General features: G+C 72.3%; 16 protein-coding genes and 1 pseudogene. 6 read left to right on the plus strand and 11 right to left on the minus strand.

Going from position 1 to position 17,403, the window contains the following annotated elements:
• Nucleotides 1–190: 190 nt before the first annotated feature.
• A complete protein-coding gene (locus V3N99_02925; GenBank protein MEO3935692.1) occupies nucleotides 191–1,429 on the minus strand; it encodes an MFS transporter in 1,239 nt (412 codons plus the stop codon).
• A gap of 250 nt (nucleotides 1,430–1,679) precedes the next feature.
• On the opposite strand from V3N99_02925, the gene V3N99_02930 reads away from it, so the two are divergent.
• On the plus strand, nucleotides 1,680–2,930 hold the full coding sequence (locus tag V3N99_02930; protein MEO3935693.1) for a hypothetical protein: 1,251 nt from the start codon (nucleotides 1,680–1,682) through the stop codon (nucleotides 2,928–2,930).
• Nucleotides 2,931–3,523: 593 nt separating this feature from the next.
• Nucleotides 3,524–4,321 (plus strand): hypothetical protein, encoded by a 798-nt coding sequence (locus tag V3N99_02935; protein MEO3935694.1) that lies wholly within the window; start codon nucleotides 3,524–3,526, stop codon nucleotides 4,319–4,321.
• An 80-nt stretch (nucleotides 4,322–4,401) separates the two neighbouring features.
• On the opposite strand, the gene V3N99_02940 is transcribed toward V3N99_02935, so the two are convergent.
• The 3 genes from V3N99_02940 to V3N99_02950 all read right to left on the minus strand — a co-directional run bounded on the left by V3N99_02940 (nucleotide 4,402) and on the right by V3N99_02950 (nucleotide 6,070).
• Nucleotides 4,402–4,545: a hypothetical protein gene (locus V3N99_02940; protein MEO3935695.1), complete on the minus strand. Its 144-nt coding sequence runs from the start codon at nucleotides 4,543–4,545 to the stop codon at nucleotides 4,402–4,404.
• Nucleotides 4,546–4,577: 32 nt separating this feature from the next.
• Entirely contained in the window at nucleotides 4,578–4,871 is a 294-nt protein-coding gene (locus tag V3N99_02945; protein ID MEO3935696.1) for a hypothetical protein, read from the minus strand.
• Between the two features lie 263 nt (nucleotides 4,872–5,134).
• A complete protein-coding gene (locus V3N99_02950) occupies nucleotides 5,135–6,070 on the minus strand; it encodes an AEC family transporter (protein MEO3935697.1) in 936 nt (311 codons plus the stop codon).
• 83 nt (nucleotides 6,071–6,153) lie between these two features.
• Here V3N99_02950 and V3N99_02955 point away from each other — a divergent pair.
• Nucleotides 6,154–6,752, plus strand: a pseudogene (locus V3N99_02955) (nucleotidyltransferase domain-containing protein).
• On the opposite strand, the gene V3N99_02960 reads toward V3N99_02955, so the two are convergent.
• Nucleotides 6,700–7,089: a YchJ family metal-binding protein gene (locus tag V3N99_02960; GenBank protein MEO3935698.1), complete on the minus strand. Its 390-nt coding sequence runs from the start codon at nucleotides 7,087–7,089 to the stop codon at nucleotides 6,700–6,702. The pseudogene V3N99_02955 and the gene V3N99_02960 sit on opposite strands and share 53 nt — an antisense overlap.
• A gap of 85 nt (nucleotides 7,090–7,174) precedes the next feature.
• Between V3N99_02960 and V3N99_02965 the strand changes: the two genes are divergently transcribed.
• Nucleotides 7,175–8,272: a Rossmann fold nucleotide-binding protein gene (locus tag V3N99_02965; protein ID MEO3935699.1), complete on the plus strand. Its 1,098-nt coding sequence runs from the start codon at nucleotides 7,175–7,177 to the stop codon at nucleotides 8,270–8,272.
• Between the two features lie 108 nt (nucleotides 8,273–8,380).
• Nucleotides 8,381–9,310, plus strand: a complete 930-nt coding sequence (locus tag V3N99_02970) for a homocysteine S-methyltransferase family protein (GenBank protein ID MEO3935700.1) — start codon at nucleotides 8,381–8,383, stop codon at nucleotides 9,308–9,310.
• A 7-nt stretch (nucleotides 9,311–9,317) separates the two neighbouring features.
• Here the strand turns inward: V3N99_02970 and V3N99_02975 are convergent, their stop codons facing one another.
• The 3 genes from V3N99_02975 to rlmN form a co-directional block, all read right to left on the minus strand.
• Entirely contained in the window at nucleotides 9,318–10,343 is a 1,026-nt protein-coding gene (locus V3N99_02975; GenBank protein ID MEO3935701.1) for a hemolysin family protein, read from the minus strand.
• Nucleotides 10,340–11,737, minus strand: a complete 1,398-nt coding sequence (locus V3N99_02980) for a hemolysin family protein (protein ID MEO3935702.1) — start codon at nucleotides 11,735–11,737, stop codon at nucleotides 10,340–10,342. Before V3N99_02980 ends, V3N99_02975 begins: the two co-directional genes overlap by 4 nt.
• A gap of 547 nt (nucleotides 11,738–12,284) precedes the next feature.
• The gene (rlmN, locus tag V3N99_02985) at nucleotides 12,285–13,481 is read right to left on the minus strand and encodes a 23S rRNA (adenine(2503)-C(2))-methyltransferase RlmN (protein ID MEO3935703.1); all 1,197 of its coding nucleotides are present in this window, start codon (nucleotides 13,479–13,481) and stop codon (nucleotides 12,285–12,287) included.
• Between the two features lie 98 nt (nucleotides 13,482–13,579).
• On the opposite strand from rlmN, the gene V3N99_02990 reads away from it, so the two are divergent.
• On the plus strand, nucleotides 13,580–14,896 hold the full coding sequence (locus V3N99_02990; GenBank protein MEO3935704.1) for an alpha/beta fold hydrolase: 1,317 nt from the start codon (nucleotides 13,580–13,582) through the stop codon (nucleotides 14,894–14,896).
• A gap of 19 nt (nucleotides 14,897–14,915) precedes the next feature.
• Here V3N99_02990 and V3N99_02995 read toward each other — a convergent pair whose 3' ends face one another.
• The 3 genes from V3N99_02995 to pyrH all read right to left on the minus strand — a co-directional run bounded on the left by V3N99_02995 (nucleotide 14,916) and on the right by pyrH (nucleotide 17,226).
• On the minus strand, nucleotides 14,916–15,806 hold the full coding sequence (locus tag V3N99_02995) for a phosphatidate cytidylyltransferase (GenBank protein MEO3935705.1): 891 nt from the start codon (nucleotides 15,804–15,806) through the stop codon (nucleotides 14,916–14,918).
• Between the two features lie 8 nt (nucleotides 15,807–15,814).
• A complete protein-coding gene (gene frr, locus V3N99_03000) occupies nucleotides 15,815–16,372 on the minus strand; it encodes a ribosome recycling factor (GenBank protein MEO3935706.1) in 558 nt (185 codons plus the stop codon).
• A 101-nt stretch (nucleotides 16,373–16,473) separates the two neighbouring features.
• On the minus strand, nucleotides 16,474–17,226 hold the full coding sequence (gene pyrH / locus V3N99_03005) for a UMP kinase (GenBank protein MEO3935707.1): 753 nt from the start codon (nucleotides 17,224–17,226) through the stop codon (nucleotides 16,474–16,476).
• Nucleotides 17,227–17,403: the final 177 nt, after the last annotated feature.

Here is a 17,403-nt window from a genome sequence, read left to right on the forward strand (position 1 = left end):
GATGAGCCCCCTGGTCGTGGCGATCCTGGGGGGGCGGCGTTGTGACCAGCGGTTTCGTCGCCCCAGCCCGGGACTCGGAGCGGAGCCCCGTCGGTCGTGGTGCTGTGGACGAGTCGTGGAAGGACAGTCGGGCGATATCGCCAGGCGTGAGACCGGCGAGCGATCGTGCCCCTGTTGACCCTGAACTTGGCTAGGGAGTAGGCGTTCCCGTGTATCCGGATTGGTCGCTCTGCTGGGCGGCGGCGCGGGCCGCGAGTGATCCGACAGCCGCGGCGGTGAGGAGCAGTAGGCCCCCGAGTAGGTAGACGGCTTGGATCCCGACGGCGTCCGCGAGGAGTCCGCCCCCGAGCAGGCTCAGAAGCCGGCCCGTCTGCCAGAGCATGTCGAAACCGGCGAAGGCCCGACCGCGGAGGTCCTCCGGGACGTGGGATTGGATGAGGCTGCTGAAGGTGACGTTGCCGGTCGAGGTGGACACCCCGTAGAACAGCAGCGCGCCCGCGGCGAGGGGGACGCTGGTCGATACAGCGAGGACGAGGTCGACGGCCCCGCGGACGGCGTAGGGGCCGAAGACGAACAGCGGGCGTCGTGGATCGGTGATGTGACGCAGGAGCAGCAGCGGCCCCAGGGCCGCGCCGGCCCCGATCGCCGCGACGAGCAGGCCGAAGCTGCTATCACCGCCGAGGCGGTCGTGGGCGAGGACGACGAGCAGCGCGCTAGTGGCGCCGGCGGACAAGGCTGCCAGGAACTGCCCGGCAGCGAGTGCCCTGAGCAGCGGCAGCACGGCCAGGGTCGCGACGGCCTCGCGGGCGTGCGCAAACGGGTTGGCGACCTGGACTGGCGTGGCCCGTGTGGGTTCGCGCAGGCCCCCCAGGATCGCCGCACTGAGGGCGAAGCTGACAGCGTTGACGGCGAAAGCCACCCCGAACCCGACGTTGACGGCGAGCAGGGCCGCGACGGGCGCCACGAGGATCTGGGCAGTGACCGCAGCGGTCCAGATGCCGCTGTTCGCGACGACGAGCTCGTCGTCGTCCACGACGGAAGGTAGCAGCGACTGCGCGGCTGGCGAGAAGAACACCTGCCCGCAGGACAGGCTGAAGGCGACCGCGTAGGCGATGAGTGCGCTGTCGTGCCAGACGGCCAAGGCCCCGGCGAGCAGGACCCGGGCAAGGTCGGCGGTGACCATCACCCTCACGCGCGGGAGGCGGTCCACCAGGCTGCCAGCGAGTGGCGCGAGCAGGAGTACCGGGACGATCTCGGCCAGCACCGCCCCGGACACGCCGAGCCCCGAGCCCGTCAGCGCGACCAGCAGCAGCGCCAGGGTCGTGAACTGGGCGACGTCGCCGACCTGCGAGACGGTCCGAGCCAACCAGAGCCGGCGGTAGGCAGGGTGCCCCAAGAGCCTGCGCAGGTCCGGTCGAGTCGGGGTCACCCGTCCATCTTCGCGTCTGGCCTCGAGTCACTGAAGGTCGCCCACGAGTAAGCCTCACGGGCGGGGTTGGCCCGCTCGATCTGGCAGTTGAGAAGCCGACGAGCGAGCACAGGGCACGGGGGTCGCTCAGCTGGGAGGACGGCCGCGGCCGCCCTTGGCACTGGGCATCCGTCGGGTGGACATCATAAAGTTGAGGGCTCAAGCACCGTAGCATCGGCGGCATGTCCGGGACAGTGCTGAAGTTGCGAGGGTGAACGGCACGCGCCCATCAGCGAGCCCAGACGGGACGGCCGACGAGCGCACCCGTGAGCTGTCCGGGATGGCCAGCGTGGCGGCGCTGACCTTTCTTGCCGCCCGGGCGGTGCCCCTCGGCTGGGTCGTCGGCGTCGCTGGCGGCGTTCCTCTAGCGCGCGCCGCGCAGCTCCATGGGGGCCGGGCGGGCTATGCGGCCGCCACGGCCAGCCTCGTGGAGACCATGGCCATCATGGGACCCGCCCGGATGGGCATCCCCATGCCTCACGCGGTGAGCGCACCGTGGCTCGGGGTGCTGCAGCGCCGAGGGCGGTCGTTGCTGACCCTGGCGCTGGCCGGGGCGGGCGTTCGCACCGGCTACTACGTCGCGACCAGCGCGTTGTCGATCCTGGTCCTGACCGGGCTCGACGCCTACGTCGGAAGCTACGAACAGCTGCGCCAGCGGCTCGGGTTCCTGCCAGAGGGAGAAGCCGCCGCCCTGTGGCTGACCGTGGTGATGCTTGTGGTGTGGTCCCTGGGCGCGGGACTGGTGCAGGCGTGGGTGCTCCGCCGCGGGCTGCGCAACTGGGACGACCACGCGGGGCAGGGCGGCGGGGTAGACCCGGACTCGGCGACACCGAAGCCACCCATGCCAGCCCATCCGCGGGCCGGACTGCTGGTGGCCGTGGCCATGGTGGGTTTCGCGGTGACGCTCTCGGGGACCGACGCCTGGATCCTGGGTGGGGTGGTGGTGTCTCTGGCCGTCCTATGGGTCGTCACGCCCGCGGACGGGCGGACGTTCGGGCAGGGTCTGCTGCTCGCACTGCCGCTGGCACTCTCAACCCTGGCCTTCGGACTGGTCGGCGGCATCGGATCCGACCAGGCCCTTCGACGCGCCGCGCGGGTTGCGCTGGTGGTCCTGATCGCGGTGTGGGTCCATCGCGCCGCGGGCAGCGAGGGTCTGCGGGACCAGTCGCTGCGCCTGGTGCAGCGGCTGCAGCGCTTTCCCACCATCTCGCTCGCCGGCGCGGTGCTGGGCGCGTCCGTTGCGGCCAGCGACTTCGGCGGCGCCGCCCGGCGGCTCGGACGACGGGTGGCCGGCGCAACCCGCCGACCGATGGCAGTCCTCGACGCCGCACTGGCCTGGCTCGCCGACGAGTCGACCCGGCTCGCCCTGAGGAGCGCGAGCGACGGTGACCCCGTGCCCGAGACTTTCAAGGAGGGTCGAACGGACCACCAAGGTCCGGCCCTCCCGGGGGCGGGCGCGTGACCGCGCGCACCGAACGGTCTCCCGGTCTGGGGGCCGTGCTGGCCGCCGCCGGTCCGCGGCGCCGCGGGTTCTGTGGGGATAGCGGGGTGACCGACAACGTCCTTCCGCTGCTGCGACCGAAGGACTACGCGGCGCCCTCGGTCTTCGAACCGGCCAACCTGCTGCGCGAAGCCCGTCGCCAGAGGGCGGCTGGCCGTCGCGGACGTGCCGCGGGTTGCCCTGCTGGACCCGGACGGCGACATCGTCCGGTACCTCTCGACATCGAGCAGCGAGGCGAAGTCCTCGTCCGGTCACCCCTGAACATGCATGCGTGAGCGAGGGGCCGGCCCGCAACTCCCTCAACTGAGGGCGTCACGTCATTCCGACTGGGCGTCGGCGGTTCGTAAGAACCCGATCGGGCTGTTCCCGGGCGGCAGGGTGCACACTGAGTCGGGCATCTTGCCGCCCCGACACGGCGCCCGGCGGTAAGGAGGTGGCCGACCATGGGAGCTTTGGAGCACGCGCTCCCGAACGGACCGCCGGAGACCGTGGCGGGATGGCGTGCCGCGGCTGACGCCCTGCTGAGTCCACCGTGCTGCACCTTTCACCGCAACATGGAGATCTCCTCGCGCTATGCGTGGCTGTACGCGCAGCAGCCGACCTGCTTCAAGTGGGCTGGCATGGCCGCGATCGCCTCTCACCACGCTCGCCTGGTGCTGTTCCCCTTCCGTCTGGACGCCGACCGCAGCGGCTATGTGGACCTCCCACGCAGCCTGAGCCGCCGTCGGTTGTTGACGGAGGACGCGAACACCATGCGTGAGGTCAACAACGCGATCTATGACGACATCGTCTGGGTCCACCTCGCCTACCTCGCCGCCGCCGACGGCGTGGAGGACCTGCGGCGGCTGCTGCGGCCACACCGCGAGTACGCCGGGCTGCTCTCCGCCTTCGAGACAATCGACCGGGGTCGCGCGGTTCTGTCGGACCAGGGGTCGCCGAAGGAGGCCAGGCGGGAGGCCGCCGACATCGTCTGGGCCGGCAACCTCGCTCTCCTCGAACACGAGCAGCGCGCTGTGGTGCAGCCGCTCTTCGACCGTCTGTCAGGCACCTTCGCCCGGCTGGTATCGATGGGCTCGACGACGACCTTCGAGGTGCGCGGCCTCCGGCAGGAGGTCAGGTACTTCACGTCGTTCTCCGCGTACTCGCTGACCGGCGGGTTCGCTGCCGCGCTGAGGACCCGTACGGTCCCGAGGATCACGCGTTTCGACGACCGATGGCGATGGCTCGAGACCAGCGTCGTCCCTCGGTTCCGACGCTTGGACGCCGACCAGGACCTGGTGGACCGGACGCTCGGCCGCGTCGTCGAGGAGGCGAAACGGTACGCCGACAGGCCCTGCCTCGTCCCGACCTGACCACCCGGACCGGGTGCCGGGACCGTCTCGAATCCCGCGAACGCGGACATCTGCGAGCTCGTCACGCTCACCGGTTGCTGTCAGAGTGGGGCGGGGTGAAGCGCCGCCGGGTGCGTCGTGACCAGGTCGGCGAACAGGTGGGAGCGGTGGGCGGAGCCGTTGTCGGTCATGACCCGGGCGATCTTCACACCGAGACTGGCGAAGTGGTCCAGGGCTCGCGCCATGAACGCGGTCGTGGTCTCCTTCGTCTCGTTGGTCAGGCGTAGCCCAGGTTCGGTCGGCCGTGGACCTTCTGCGGCCGTGCGGGGTCTCGGTGGGCGGAGCTGTTCCCGATGCGTGCTTGGCGGCCGTGGATGCGGTGGCCGCCGCCGTCGGGGATGCGGCCGAGCTTCTTGATGTCGACGTGCACCAGGTCCCCGGGCGTAGCCCGTTCGTAGCGAAGGACGTGCCGGCGTCGGGCTCTCAGCGGGGCCCCGGTCGCGGGGTCGGTCCAGGTCAGCCGCAGGCACCGGTAGCGGGTCAGGGTCCGGTGGACCGTCGAGACGGTCAACCCCTGGTGGTACGCGATCCGCGCCGGCCCCCACCGGCGGGAGACCCGCAGCCCGATGACCCGGTGCTCGGTCCGCCGGGTCGTCTGGTGCGGGCACGAGCGCGGCCGGGAGGACCGGTCCAGCATCCTCGCCGGAAGGACGGGGCCTGCTCGTCGGCGTCCGGGGCGGCCCTCCGCTCTGGCGCCGGCCCCCTCAACGAGGACCCGCCGGGCGGCGACGCGACGGTCGCGTGTCATCCAGTCATCTCACCCTGCTGCCGAGCTCACCGGCCCATGAGCTCGAAGACGGCGGCGATGACGAGGATGACCGGCACCGAGGCCAGGGTGCTGACGAAGATCGCGTCGCGAGCCAGCAGCAGCCCCCGGTTGTAGCGGTTGGCGTAGGTGAAGATGTTCTGCGCCGTCGGCAGGGCTGCCGTCACCGCCGCCGCGAAGAGCGCGTTCCCCCGCAGACCCACGAGCCCCGCCCCGATCGCCACAGCGGCCACCGGCTGCACGACGAGCTTGAGGGCCACCAGCGTGCTCACGTGACCCCACGAGCCCCCGGCTCCGGGCAGCGGCCCCCGTCGCAGCGAGATGCCGAAGGCGATCAGCATGGCCGGAACCGCCAGGTTGCCGAGCAGCTCGACCGGCTGGAGCACGAGGTCGGGCACGTGGCTGCGCACCGCCGACACGACGATGCCGACGAGGGCGCCGATGGTCACGGGGTTGCGCAGGACCCGCCCGAGGCTGCGGCCGAGGGTCGGTCGGGTCCCCCTCGCGTCGGCGTCGAGCAGCGCCATCGCGACCGGGGTGATGATCAGCAGCTGCAGGAGCAGGGTCGGCGCCATGAGCGAGACGTCGCCGAGCACATAGAGCGCGATGGGGATGCCGAGGTTGCCCGCGTTGACGTAGGAGGCGCACAGTGCACCGATCGTGCTCTCTCCCAACGGAGTCGGCCAGCGCCAACGACTGAGCGCAAGGTAGACGAGCACGGTGACCACCACGCTCCCCACCGACGAGACGAGGTTGGCCGAGAAGACCGCACTGAGCGGGGTGCGCGCCATGACGACGACCAGCAGGGCAGGCGAGGCGACGTAGAACGCCAGCCTGCTCAGCACGTTCTGTGCGGTCGCGTCGAGGATGTCGAGGTGCGCGAGCAGCCACCCGACCGCGACGACGACCGCGATCGTCGCGAAGCCCTCGAGCACACCGGTCACGCCCTGATCCTCCCAGCCGGTGTGCAGCGGCCTCGCCTCCGTCCGCGTGCGAGGATCTGGCCGTGCGCCACCTCGACCCTGACATGGACCGCGACGTCGTCGCCGAGATCGACCGGCGGCTCGCGCGCGTGGCGGCCTCCGAGCACGTCACCATCCCCTGGGCCATCGAGAGCGGCAGCCGTGCGTGGGGCTTCCCCAGCCCTGACAGCGACGACGACTGCCGCTTCCTCTACGTGCGCTCCCTCGAGCGATACGCCTCGCCCTGGCCGGTGCGCGACTTGGTCGAGACCCCGGTGGACGCCGTCTTCGACGTGGGCGGTGGGATCTGGCCAAGGCCGCCCGACTGGCGGTGCGGGGCAACGCGACCGTCGGTGAGTGGCTCTGCTCGCCCCTGGTCTACAGCGGCGACGCCGCCTTCCGTGACGCCCTGCTCGCGCTCGTCGCGCGGGTGGCCGACCGGGAGGCGCTGACCCGCCACTACCGCCACCTCGGGTCGGGCAGTGGGGGCGATCGGGCGCCGCGGCCGCTGACGGCGAGACGAGGCTCACGGTGGACACCCTGGTCGAGCTCAAGTCACGCAGCCGCCCCCTGCAGGGCCTCCGGGGGTGATTCTCTGGCTGCTCAAGGGGTCACTCGGGGTCGGCGTAGACCCAGCGGCCGCCCCGCCGCCCGAAGCGGCTGACCTCGTGCATCACCTCGGCGTCGTCCGAGGGTGTGGCGCCCGCGTGCCGCGCCTCGAACTCCACGACCCCGGTCTCGTCGTCGAGCCCGCCTGCCTCCACCCGGAGCACGGTGAGGCCGAGCCAGTCGTCGTCGGGGCCGGCGATCTCGAGGCTGGAAGGCCTCGTGCGCGGGTGCCACGTGCGCAGGAGGTGCTCGCGGTCGCCCAGCACGTAGGCGGTGTAGCGCGAGCGCATGGTCGCCTCGGCCGTCGGCAGCAGCTCGCCTGCGAGGTAGGGACCGCAGCACGCGCCGAGCCGCTCGCCGCCGCCGCAGGGACAGGGGTCGGCGGGGTTCACTCGGCACCGGTGCTGGTCGTCATGGCAGCACGCTAGCGCCGCTGGAGCACTGGGCGCGTGGGGCCCGCTCGCCTACGATGCCGGTGTGCACCAGCAGATCCACGAGATCCACGAGGCAGCCGTCCTCGCGCAGTGGCTGGCGGCCGGGCGCTCCCTGCACGGTCTGCGGCTGCAGGACCTCGACCTCACCTCGTGCACCGACGCGCTGCTCGCCACCCGTGACGCCCGCGGCCTGGTCGTGCTCGGCGGCATCCTCCCCGAGCGGGCGGCCCACCACCTGCGCACGCACGGCGCCATCGTCTTCCCCCCGGCACCCGACGCCCCCGTCGACGTCTACCGAGCGACCCTTTACACCGGCGACGAGCTCTACTCCCATCTTTCACAAGGCTATTCGCACACGCCCGATGCCCGCGCCCATGAGTGGTCGCGCGACAAGCGCCTGGCTCACGACGCCTACGCCACCCTGCTGCGCGCGATCCACGACGACTCGGTGACCGACGCCCTCGACGAGTGGACGCTCGGTCGGCGGGTCGTCGGCGTCATGGGCGGGCACGCCGCCGACCGCGGCACCTCCCCGTATGCCGCCGCGGCCCGCCTCGGTCGCGGCCTCGCCCAGACGGGTCTGCTCGTCGCGACGGGGGGCGGACCGGGGGCGATGGAGGCGGCCAACCTCGGGGCGGTCGCCCCGTCCGACGCGGCCCTCGAGCAGGCGCTGACGAGGCTCGGCTCCATACCGTCCTTCTCCCCCGACGTCACCGCCTGGGCCAGGCTGGCGCTCGACGTGCGCGCCGCGCTCGGGCGCGCGCCCGGGCCACCACGCTCCCTCGGCATCCCCACGTGGTTCTACGGTCACGAGCCGCCCAACGTCTTCGCCGACGGCATCGCGAAGTACTTCTCCAACGCCATCCGCGAGGACGGCCTGCTCGCCCGCTGCGACGCGGGCGTGGTCGTCATGCCCGGCGCCGCAGGCACGGTGCAGGAGGTCTTCCAGCTCGCGACCCGGCTCTACTACGCACCGCCCCGGACGCCCCTGCCCCGGCTGGTGCTCGTCGACGAGAAGCACTGGCACGAAACGCTTCCCGTGGCGCCGCTCCTCGCGTCACTGGGCGCCGGACGAGCGCTCGGTGCCGCCGTGCACGTCGTGGCTGACGTCGACGCCGCCATCGCCCTCCTCGCGCCCTGACCCCGCCCCCGCGTTCCGGACCAAGGAAACCAGTGGTTTCGAGGGCCGGGACCTCCAGAACCAAGGGTTTCCCTGGTTCGGAACGGGGAGGGGTGGTAGGAAGGCGGGGTGAGTCGCCTGCCGCACCACAGCGCCCACCCGTTCGTCACCGACGGCGGGCTGGAGACCGACCTCATCTTCCACCACGGCGAGGACCTCCCGCACTTCGCGGCGTTCCCCCTCGTGCGCACCGCCGACGGACGACGGCTGCTCGAGAGCTACTACGAGGCGTATGCCTCGACGGCCGCCACGGCGCGCGCCGGCCTGCTCCTCGAGACGGGCACCTGGCGAGCCAGCACCGACTGGGGAGCCCTGCTGGGGTGGTCGGCGGGCGACGTCGCCGCGGTCAACGTCGAGGCGGTGGAGCAGCTGCGCCAGCTGGCCACTCGCTACCTCACGCACGAGGGCATCCAGGACGTGCTCGTCGTCGGCACGATCGGCCCGCGGCGCGACGGCTATGCGCCCGACCTGCTGCTCCAGCCCGACGAGGCCGCTACCTACCACTCCGCGCAGCTGGCGGCCCTGGCGCAGGGAGGGGCCGACCTCGCCACCGGCTACACGTTCACCCACGTGGGTGAGGCCGTCGGCCTGGTGTGGGCCGCCCGTGACGTCGGCCTCCCGGTGGCCGTGTCCTTCACCGTCGAGACCGACGGTCGGCTGCCCGACGGCACCACGCTGGCCGACGCCGTTCGCGCCGTCGACGACGCCGCCGCGCCGGACTACTTCGGCGTCAACTGCGCCCACCCCCGCCACATCGACCGGGCGCTCGGCGCACCCGCCGACTGGCACGACCGGATCGTCACCCTGCGCCCGAACGCCTCCCTCCTCAGCCACGCCGAGCTCGACGAGGCCGAGGGTCTGGACGAGGGCGACCCCGAGACCCTCGTCGCCGACGTCGCGCTCATCCGCGACCGGCTGCCCCAGCTCAACGTGCTCGGCGGCTGCTGCGGGACGGACAGCCGCCACGTGGATGCCCTCTGGCGCCACGGGTCGATCTGACCCGGGCTCAGGGGACCGCCGATCCATCCGGCCCGGACGGGAGGAGGCGGGTGAGGATGTCGGTGAGGGTGACCACGCCACGGTCGGCGTGGGCTTCGGCGTCGCGCACGACCACCAGGTGCGTGCTCGTGGCCCGCATGCGGGCGAGCACGGCGTAGACGGGGGCATCCGCGGGCTCGAGGTGCAGCGGTCGGCTGACCGACTCGACCCCCGCCTCCGCCGGCAGCGCGAGCGTGTCCCGCGCGTGGACCATCGCCTGCGCCCGCCCGTCGGCACCGCGCAGGAGGATGCGCAGGTGCCCCGTGCGCCGGCTCGCCTCCTGCACGTCGGCGGCGGTGGCACCCACCGACACCGCGGTCGCCGCCCCGGTGCTCACGACGTCACCCAGGGTCAGGTCGGCGAGCTGCAGCACGCTGCTCAGCTGGGTCGACTGACCCGCCTCGAGGGTGCCGGCCCGGCCCGAGTGCTCGACCAGGTGGCGCAGGGTCTGCGGGTCGCGCCCCATCGACGTCTCGTCGACGGGCTCGACCCCGACCCGTCGCAGGCACCAGTTGGCGGCCTCGTTGAGGGCGACCAGCAACGGCCGCGTGAGCCGGATGAAGCCCTGCATGGGCAGGGCCAGCATCCGCGCCGACCGCTCGGGGTGGGCGATGGCCCACGACTTCGGGGCCATCTCACCCACGACGAGGTGCACGAAGGTCACCACGAGCAGGGCCAGCACGAAGCCCAGCACATCGGCGGCCCAGGCCGGCACCCCCCATCCGGTGAAGACCGGCGTCAACCAGTGGTGGACGGCGGGCTTGGTGACGGCACCGAGGGCGAGCGTGCACACGGTGATGCCGAGCTGGGAGCCCGCCAGCAGCAGCGTGAGCTCGGACGCGCTGCGCAGCGCCGCCCGGGCGGCCGGGCTCGACCCGGCCTCATCCGCGAGCCGGTGCCGTCGGGCCGCGAGCAGGGCGAACTCGACGGCGACGAAGAACGCGCTCGCGGCCACCAGGGCCACGCTCACGCCCAGAACGAGGAGGTCGTTCACGCCGGCTCCTGCCCCCGCGTCGCGTCGGCGGCCAGGCGCACCTGCACCCGCGACGGCACGTGCCGGGCGAGGGCGAGCACCTCGAGCAGCGCGGTGGGCGGCTCGGCGTCGCCGAGCAGGTCGGCAACCTGCTCCACCAGCGCCACCCGCAGCTGGTCACCCACCTGCGGCAGGCGCCCGTGCTCGGCGATCAGCAGCCCGGCCACGGTCTCGTAGCCGCCGCGGGGCAGGTCACGTCCGAGCACCCGCTCGGCCTCGTCGAGCGGGAGGTCGCCGGGCAGGACCCAGAGGAGGTCGGCTCCGACCCGCTGGGGGCCGACCGGCCCGCCGGAGCCGACGTCGGGGCCGTCGTGCTCGTCACTGATCTCACCGACCAGCTCCTCGGCGAGGTCCTCGAGCGTGAGGATGCCGGCGAAGCCGCCGTACTCGTCGACCACGCAGGCCAGCTGCTCACGGCGGCCGGAGATCTCGGCCAGCGCGTGGGGCAGGGTCATCGCCCCGGCCACGACCAGCGCCGGACGCGCGAGGTCGGCGGCCCGGACCTCGCCCGAGCTCGGCGACCAGCCGAGGACGTCGCGCAGGTGCACCACGCCGACGACCTGCCCGTCGTGGTCGAGCACGGGATAGCGAGAGTGCCCGGTCACCATCAGCCCGCGCACGTGCTCGATCCCGGTGCCCTCGTGGACCACGTCGACCCGCGAGCCCGGCACCATCGCGTGCTCGACGTCGCGGGTCGGGAAGTCGAGCACCCGGTCGAGCAGGAGCGACAGCTCGGGTGGCAGGTCACCACTGCGCTCGGAGTCGGCCACGATGTGCTCGAGGTCGCGCCGGGAGGCGGCGTGCTCGACGTCGTGCACGGGCTCGATGCGCAGCAGCCGCAGCAGGGTGTTGGACGCGGCGTCGAAGATGCCCACCAGCCAGCCTGCCGCGGCGAGGTAGATGGTCGTGGAGCGGGCGAGTCGCCGCGCCACCGGCTCGGGCCGAGCGATCGCGAGGTTCTTGGGGACGAGCTCGCCGAACACCATCTGCACGACGGTGGAGAAGAGCAGTGCGAGCACGGTGCCGACGGTGAGGCCGACCGCCGTGGGGATGCCTGCACCCCCGAGCAGGTCACCCAGGGCCGAGCCGATCAACGGCTCGGCGACGTAGCCCACGAGCAGGCCGGTCACGGTGATGCCGAGTTGCGCGCCCGAGAGCATGAACGAGGTCCGGCCGGTGACGCCGAGCGCGCGGGCGGCGCCGCGGTCACCCCCCGCCGCCGCAGCCGCCAGCCGTGAGCGGTCGACCGTCATGAAGGCGAACTCCTGTGCCACGAACCAGCCGGTCGCCACCGTGATGAGCAGCACGACGACGACGCCGAGCAGGAGGGTCGCGACGGACACGAGCACGCTCACCGGCCGCCTACTCCCCGCTCCGGGCGTCGAGGGGCGGCCGAGGGTCTGTCGTGGTGGTCCATCGCTGCTTTCAGTGGGGTGGGCTCGGCCGGTGAACGGCCGGAGGGCCCGGGCGAGTTCCCGTCCGAGCGACTTGTCGAGGGTCGCCCAGACCACCACGGCGTCGCTGCGGTCGCCGGAGGTGACGGAGATCTTCTCTCCGTCGATGACGTAGTGGTCGCCGTCGAGACATGACCGAGGCGAGGTTGGAGCCGTTCCTGGTGCCGCCGTCCCTCGGGCGGCGCGGTGGCCCCGAGCTCGGCGCTGACCGGCACGGTCACCCCGGTCAGGGTGAACTGACGGCTGGCCGTGGTCACCCTGGCCACGGCGGTGAAGCCGTCGCGGGTGCTGCGGTGGGCCAGTGCCTCTTCAGCAAAGTCATGCTCCTACCTTGCCGAGAGCAAGACGGTACGCAGAGACGCCCTGAGGCCCATCGTCCCGGCTGCCCAGGGTTCCTGTCAGGTGAGCAGGCTCCGGGCACGTGAACCGTTCACATGACCGCGGCCGGTCAGGCGGTCGAGGCCGCGAGCTGCCCGCAGGCCCCGTCGATCTCCTGGCCCCGGGTGTCGCGCACCGTGGTGGGGATGCCGTGGGCGCGGAGCCGCTCGACGAACTGCTGCTCGACACCCGGGCGCGAGGCAGTCCACTTCGAGCCGGGGGTGGGGTTGAGCGGGATGGGGTTGACGTGCACCCAGCCCTTGCCGCGGGCCCGCAGCTTGTCGCCGAGCAGGTCGGCGCGCCAGGCCTGGTCGTTGATGTCGCGGATGAGGGCGTACTCGATCGACACCCGCCGCCCGGTCACGTCGTAGTAGCGCTTGGCGCTGTCGAGGGCCTCGTCGACGGTCCACCGGGTGTTGATCGGCACGAGCTCGTCGCGCAGGGCGTCGTCGGGCGCGTGCAGCGACAGCGCGAGCGTCACGGGGATACCCTCCGCCGCCAGCTTGTCGATCGCCGGGACGAGGCCGACCGTCGACATCGTGATGCCGCGGGCCGAGAGGCCCAGCCCGTCGGGCGCCGGGTCGGTCAGGCGACGGATCGCGCCGATGGCGGCCTTGTAGTTGGCCAGCGCCTCCCCCATCCCCATGAAGACGACGTTGGAGACGCGCAGCGGGCTGTCCTTCTCGCTGCCCTCGCTCCCCTGCTCGCCCTCGACCTCGTCGCCACCGGCGAGCTCGCCGCGCCGCAGCTGGCGCGCGGCGTACACGACCTGCTCGACGATCTCGGCGGCCGAGAGGTTGCGCGTGAGGCCGGCCTGGCCCGTGGCGCAGAAGGGACAGTTCATGCCGCACCCGGCCTGGCTCGAGATGCAGATCGTGACCCGGCCGGGGTAGCGCATGAGCACCGACTCGACGATCGCGCCGTCGTGCAGGCGCCACGCGGTCTTGAGCGTCATGCCGTCGTCGGCGGTGCGCTGCACCGTCGGGGTGAGCAGCGTCGGGAGCAGGTCGCGCACGAGGTCGTCGCGCACCGCCTTCGGCAGGTCGGTCATCTCGTCGGGCCGCTCGACCAGCCGCTCGAAGTAGTGCGTCGACAGCTGCTTGGCCCGGAAGCCGGGATGGCCGAGGGCGACGACCGCCTCCTTGCGCTCGGCCGGGCTGAGGTCGGCGAGGTGGCGCGGCGCCTTGCCGCGGCGGGGCGCGGTGAAGGTCAGGGCGCCGGGGACGGGTCGCGTGGTGGGCTCGGGCAGGGGCTGGGGCTCGCTCATCTCGTCTCCAGTGTCCCACCTCCGTGCGCCACCTCCGTGCGCCACCTCCGTGCGCCACCGCCGCCCAGCGCCGGGCCTGCGCCGCCTACGCTGCACGAGTGCCCCCCGCGACCACCGCCCCTGTCCACTACGTGCTCCCGGGGCTCGCGGTCACCGATCACGTGCTGCCGGTGCCGCTCGACTGGGCGGCCGCCGACCGCGGCGAGCCCACCGAGACCATCGAGGTCTTCGTGCGCGAGGTCGTCGACCCGGCCCGTCGCCACGACGACCTCCCGGCCGTCGTCTTCCTCCAGGGGGGCCCCGGCGGGGCCTCACCGCGACCGCTCTCGGCCACGGGCTGGATCGGCGAGCTGCTGCGCACCCGCCGCGTCTTCCTGCTCGACCAGCGCGGCACCGGCCGCAGCAGCCGGGTCGAGGGCCGACGTCTGGCCGAGCGGGGCACGCCAGCCGACCAGGCGACCTACCTGGGGCTCTTCCGGGGTGACTCGATCGTGCGCGACGCCGAGCACGCGCGGCACGCCCTCTTCGGCGGCCGGCGGTGGGAGACGCTGGGCCAGAGCTACGGCGGGTTCGTCACCCTCACCTACCTCTCCCGTGCGCCGCAGGGTCTGTCGGCCTGCTACGTCACCGGCGGGCTGCCCAGCGTGCGACCCGACGCGGCCGACGTCTACCGACGCACCTTCCCGCGCATCGCAGCCAAGAACGAGGCCTGGCGGGAGCGCTACCCCCACGCCGTCGACCACGCGGCCGCCGTCGCCGACCGCGTCAGCGTCGGCGACGTGCGCCTGCCCGACGGCGACCTGCTCACCGTGCGCCGCCTCCAGCTGCTCGGGCAACGACTGGGGATGAAGCACGGCGGCGACAGCCTGCACTGGCTGCTCGACGAGGCCCTCGACGTCGACGGCGAGCCCACCGCGGCCTTCCTCGAGCAGGTGCTGACCCAGACGTCGTTCGCGACCAACCCGCTCTTCGTCGTGCTGCAGGAGCCGATCTACGGCGACCCCGCGAGCGCGCCGACGGGCTGGGCGGCTCAGGCCGAGCGCGACCGGCGGCCGGAGTTCGCCGAGTCGGCGCGGCCGCTGCTCTTCACGGGCGAGACGATGTTCCCCTGGATGATGGACGAGATCCGGCTGCTGCGCCCCTTCCGCGAGGCGGCCGACCTGCTCGCCGCCCGCACCGACTGGGAGCCGCTCTACGACCTCGACGCCCTCGCGGCCAACGAGGTGCCGCTCGCGGCGGCGATCTACTACGAGGACATGTACGTCGACGCCGAGCTGCAGATCGAGACCGCCGCCCACCTCGGCGCGACCCAGACCTGGGTCACCAACGAGTGGGAGCACGACGGCATCTCGGACCCCAGGGTGGTGCTGGGGCTGAGAGAGCTGATCGACAAGATGGGCGGGCCGCGCGCCTGAGCCGGGCCCGCGGCCTCGGTCAGCTGACCGGCACGAAGATGGCGAGCACCGCCCAGGCCACCGGGGCGACCATCACGAGGGAGTCGAGCCGGTCCATCACGCCGCCGTGGCCGGGGAGGATGTTGGACATGTCCTTGACGCCGAGGTCGCGCTTGACGGTGGACTCCACGAAGTCGCCGACCGTGCCGACGACGGCGGCGAGCACGCCCAGCAGCAGCCCCACCCACCACTGGCCGTGCAGGGTGAGGACGACGCTGGCGATGCCCACGCCGACGCAGGCGAGCACCGACCCGGCGAAGCCCTCCCACGACTTCTTCGGGCTGATGCTCGGCGCGATGGGGTGCCGCCCCCGGGTGACCCCCACGGCATACCCGCCGATGTCGCTCGAGACGGTGACCGCGACGTAGGTGAAGATGCGCCAGTCACCGTCGCCGGGCGCGAGCATCAGCGCGTAGAACGAGGCCAGCAGGGCCGGATAGGCGACCACGAGGATGCCACCGGCCGTGTCGCGGGCGGCCCCGGCCACGCCGTCGGCGAAGCGCCACAGCAGGATGGCCACGCAGGTCAGACCGAAGGTGACGGCGAGCGCCTGCCCACCCCCCACGAAGGCCGCGACGTTCATGCCGACCGTGCCGACGAGGGCCGGCACGACGGGCACCACGACCCCGCCGCGACGCAGCGCCCGCGAGATCTCCCAGACCCCGATGCAGACCGACGCGGTGGCGAGCGGGACGAAGATCTCACGGCGCACGAAGAGGCTAGCGACGACCAGCGCCCCCAGGCTCAGGCCCACCGTGATGGCGGCGGGCAGGTTGCGCCCGGCCCGCGAGACGGGTGCGGGGTCCGGGGTCACTGGCTCCGGGATCTCGGGGTCCGTCGTCACGAGTCGGTCGGCCACCTCAGGGCTCACCACCGGGCTCACACCTCGGTGAGCTCGGTCTCCTTGCCCTTGAGCAGGGTGTCGATCGAGTCGACGAACTTCTTGGTCATCGCGTCGAGGTCCTTCTCACCGCGCGAGCCGTCGTCCTCACCGACGTCGCCGTCCTTGACCAGCTTGTCGATGTCGGTCTTGGCCTTGCGGCGGATGTTGCGGATGGAGACCTTGGCGTCCTCGGCCTTGGTGTTGGCCAGCTTGACGTAGTCGCGGCGGCGCTCCTGCGTCAGCACGGGCAGCACGCAGCGGATGACGTTGCCGTCGTTGCTGGGGTTCACCCCGAGGTCGGAGTCGCGCAGCGTCTTCTCGATCTCGGACATCGCGCTCTTGTCGAAGGGCGAGACGAGGATCGTGCGGGCCTCGGGCGTCTGGAAGGACGCGAGCTGCTGCAGCGGCGTCGGGGCGCCGTAGTAGCTGACGACCAGCTTGTTGAACATGCCGGGGGTGGCCCGGCCGGTGCGGATCGCGCCGAAGTCCTCCTTGGCGACCTCGACGGCCTTCTCCATCTTCTCCTCGGCCTCGAACAGGGTCTCGTCGATCATCGGTGATGCGCCGTCCTTGACGTCTGTCGTGTGGCTCCGACCGGTCTGGCCGGAGCGGGGTCGTGCTGGGTCGCGCGTGCCACCAGGTGGGAAGACCGCGGTCAGCCCGTGGTGACGACCGTGCCGATCTTCTCACCCTGCAGGGCTGAGGTGATGTTGCCCTCGCCCTCCATGCCGAAGACCAGCATCTCGAGGTCGTTCTCCTCGCAGAGGCTGAAGGCCGCGGTGTCGAGGATGCGCAGGCCCGCCTTCATGGCCTCGCGGAAGGTCAGGGTGTCGTACTTCACCGCGCCTGGGTCCTTCTTCGGGTCGGCGGAGTAGACGCCGTCGACGCCGCTCTTGGCCACGAGCAGGCGGTGGCACTTGGTCTCGAGCGCCCGCTGGGCGCTGACGGTGTCGGTGGAGAAGAACGGCATACCGGCTCCGGCGCCGAAGATCACCACGCGCCCCTTCTCGAGGTGGCGGATCGCGCGCCGCGGGATGTAGGGCTCGGCGACCTGCCCCATGGTGATGGCCGTCTGCACCCGGGTCTCGACCCCGGCCTTCTCGAGGAAGTCCTGCAGGGCGAGGCAGTTCATCACCGTGCCCAGCATGCCCATGTAGTCGGCCCGGGCCCGGTCCATGCCCTTCTGCTGCAGCTCGGCGCCGCGGAAGAAGTTGCCGCCACCGATGACGATGGCGACCTGCACCCCCGAGCGCACCGCCACGGCGATCTGCTCGGCGATCTGGCGGACCATGAGGGGGTCGACCCCCACCTCGCCGCCACCGAAGACCTCGCCGGAGAGCTTCAGCAGCACCCGGGGTGCCTCGGTCGTGGCCGGTGCGCCGGCGGTCTCGTAGCTGTCGGTGGTCATGGGTGGGCCTCCGGGAGAGAGTGGTGCTCAGGGCACGGCGGACGCCCGATCCTTCCACATCGGCGGGAGGGCGCGCTCTCGTCCGCCCATCCGGTCCGGGGTAGTCTCGCGGTGGCGTCCAGGGTTGCTGCGCCCGGCAGACAGCTAGGTCGTACGCCGACCGGAGGTACGGTGCAC

This window comes from Dermatophilaceae bacterium Soc4.6 (assembly GCA_039889245.1).
Classification (GTDB): domain Bacteria; phylum Actinomycetota; class Actinomycetes; order Actinomycetales; family Dermatophilaceae; genus Lapillicoccus.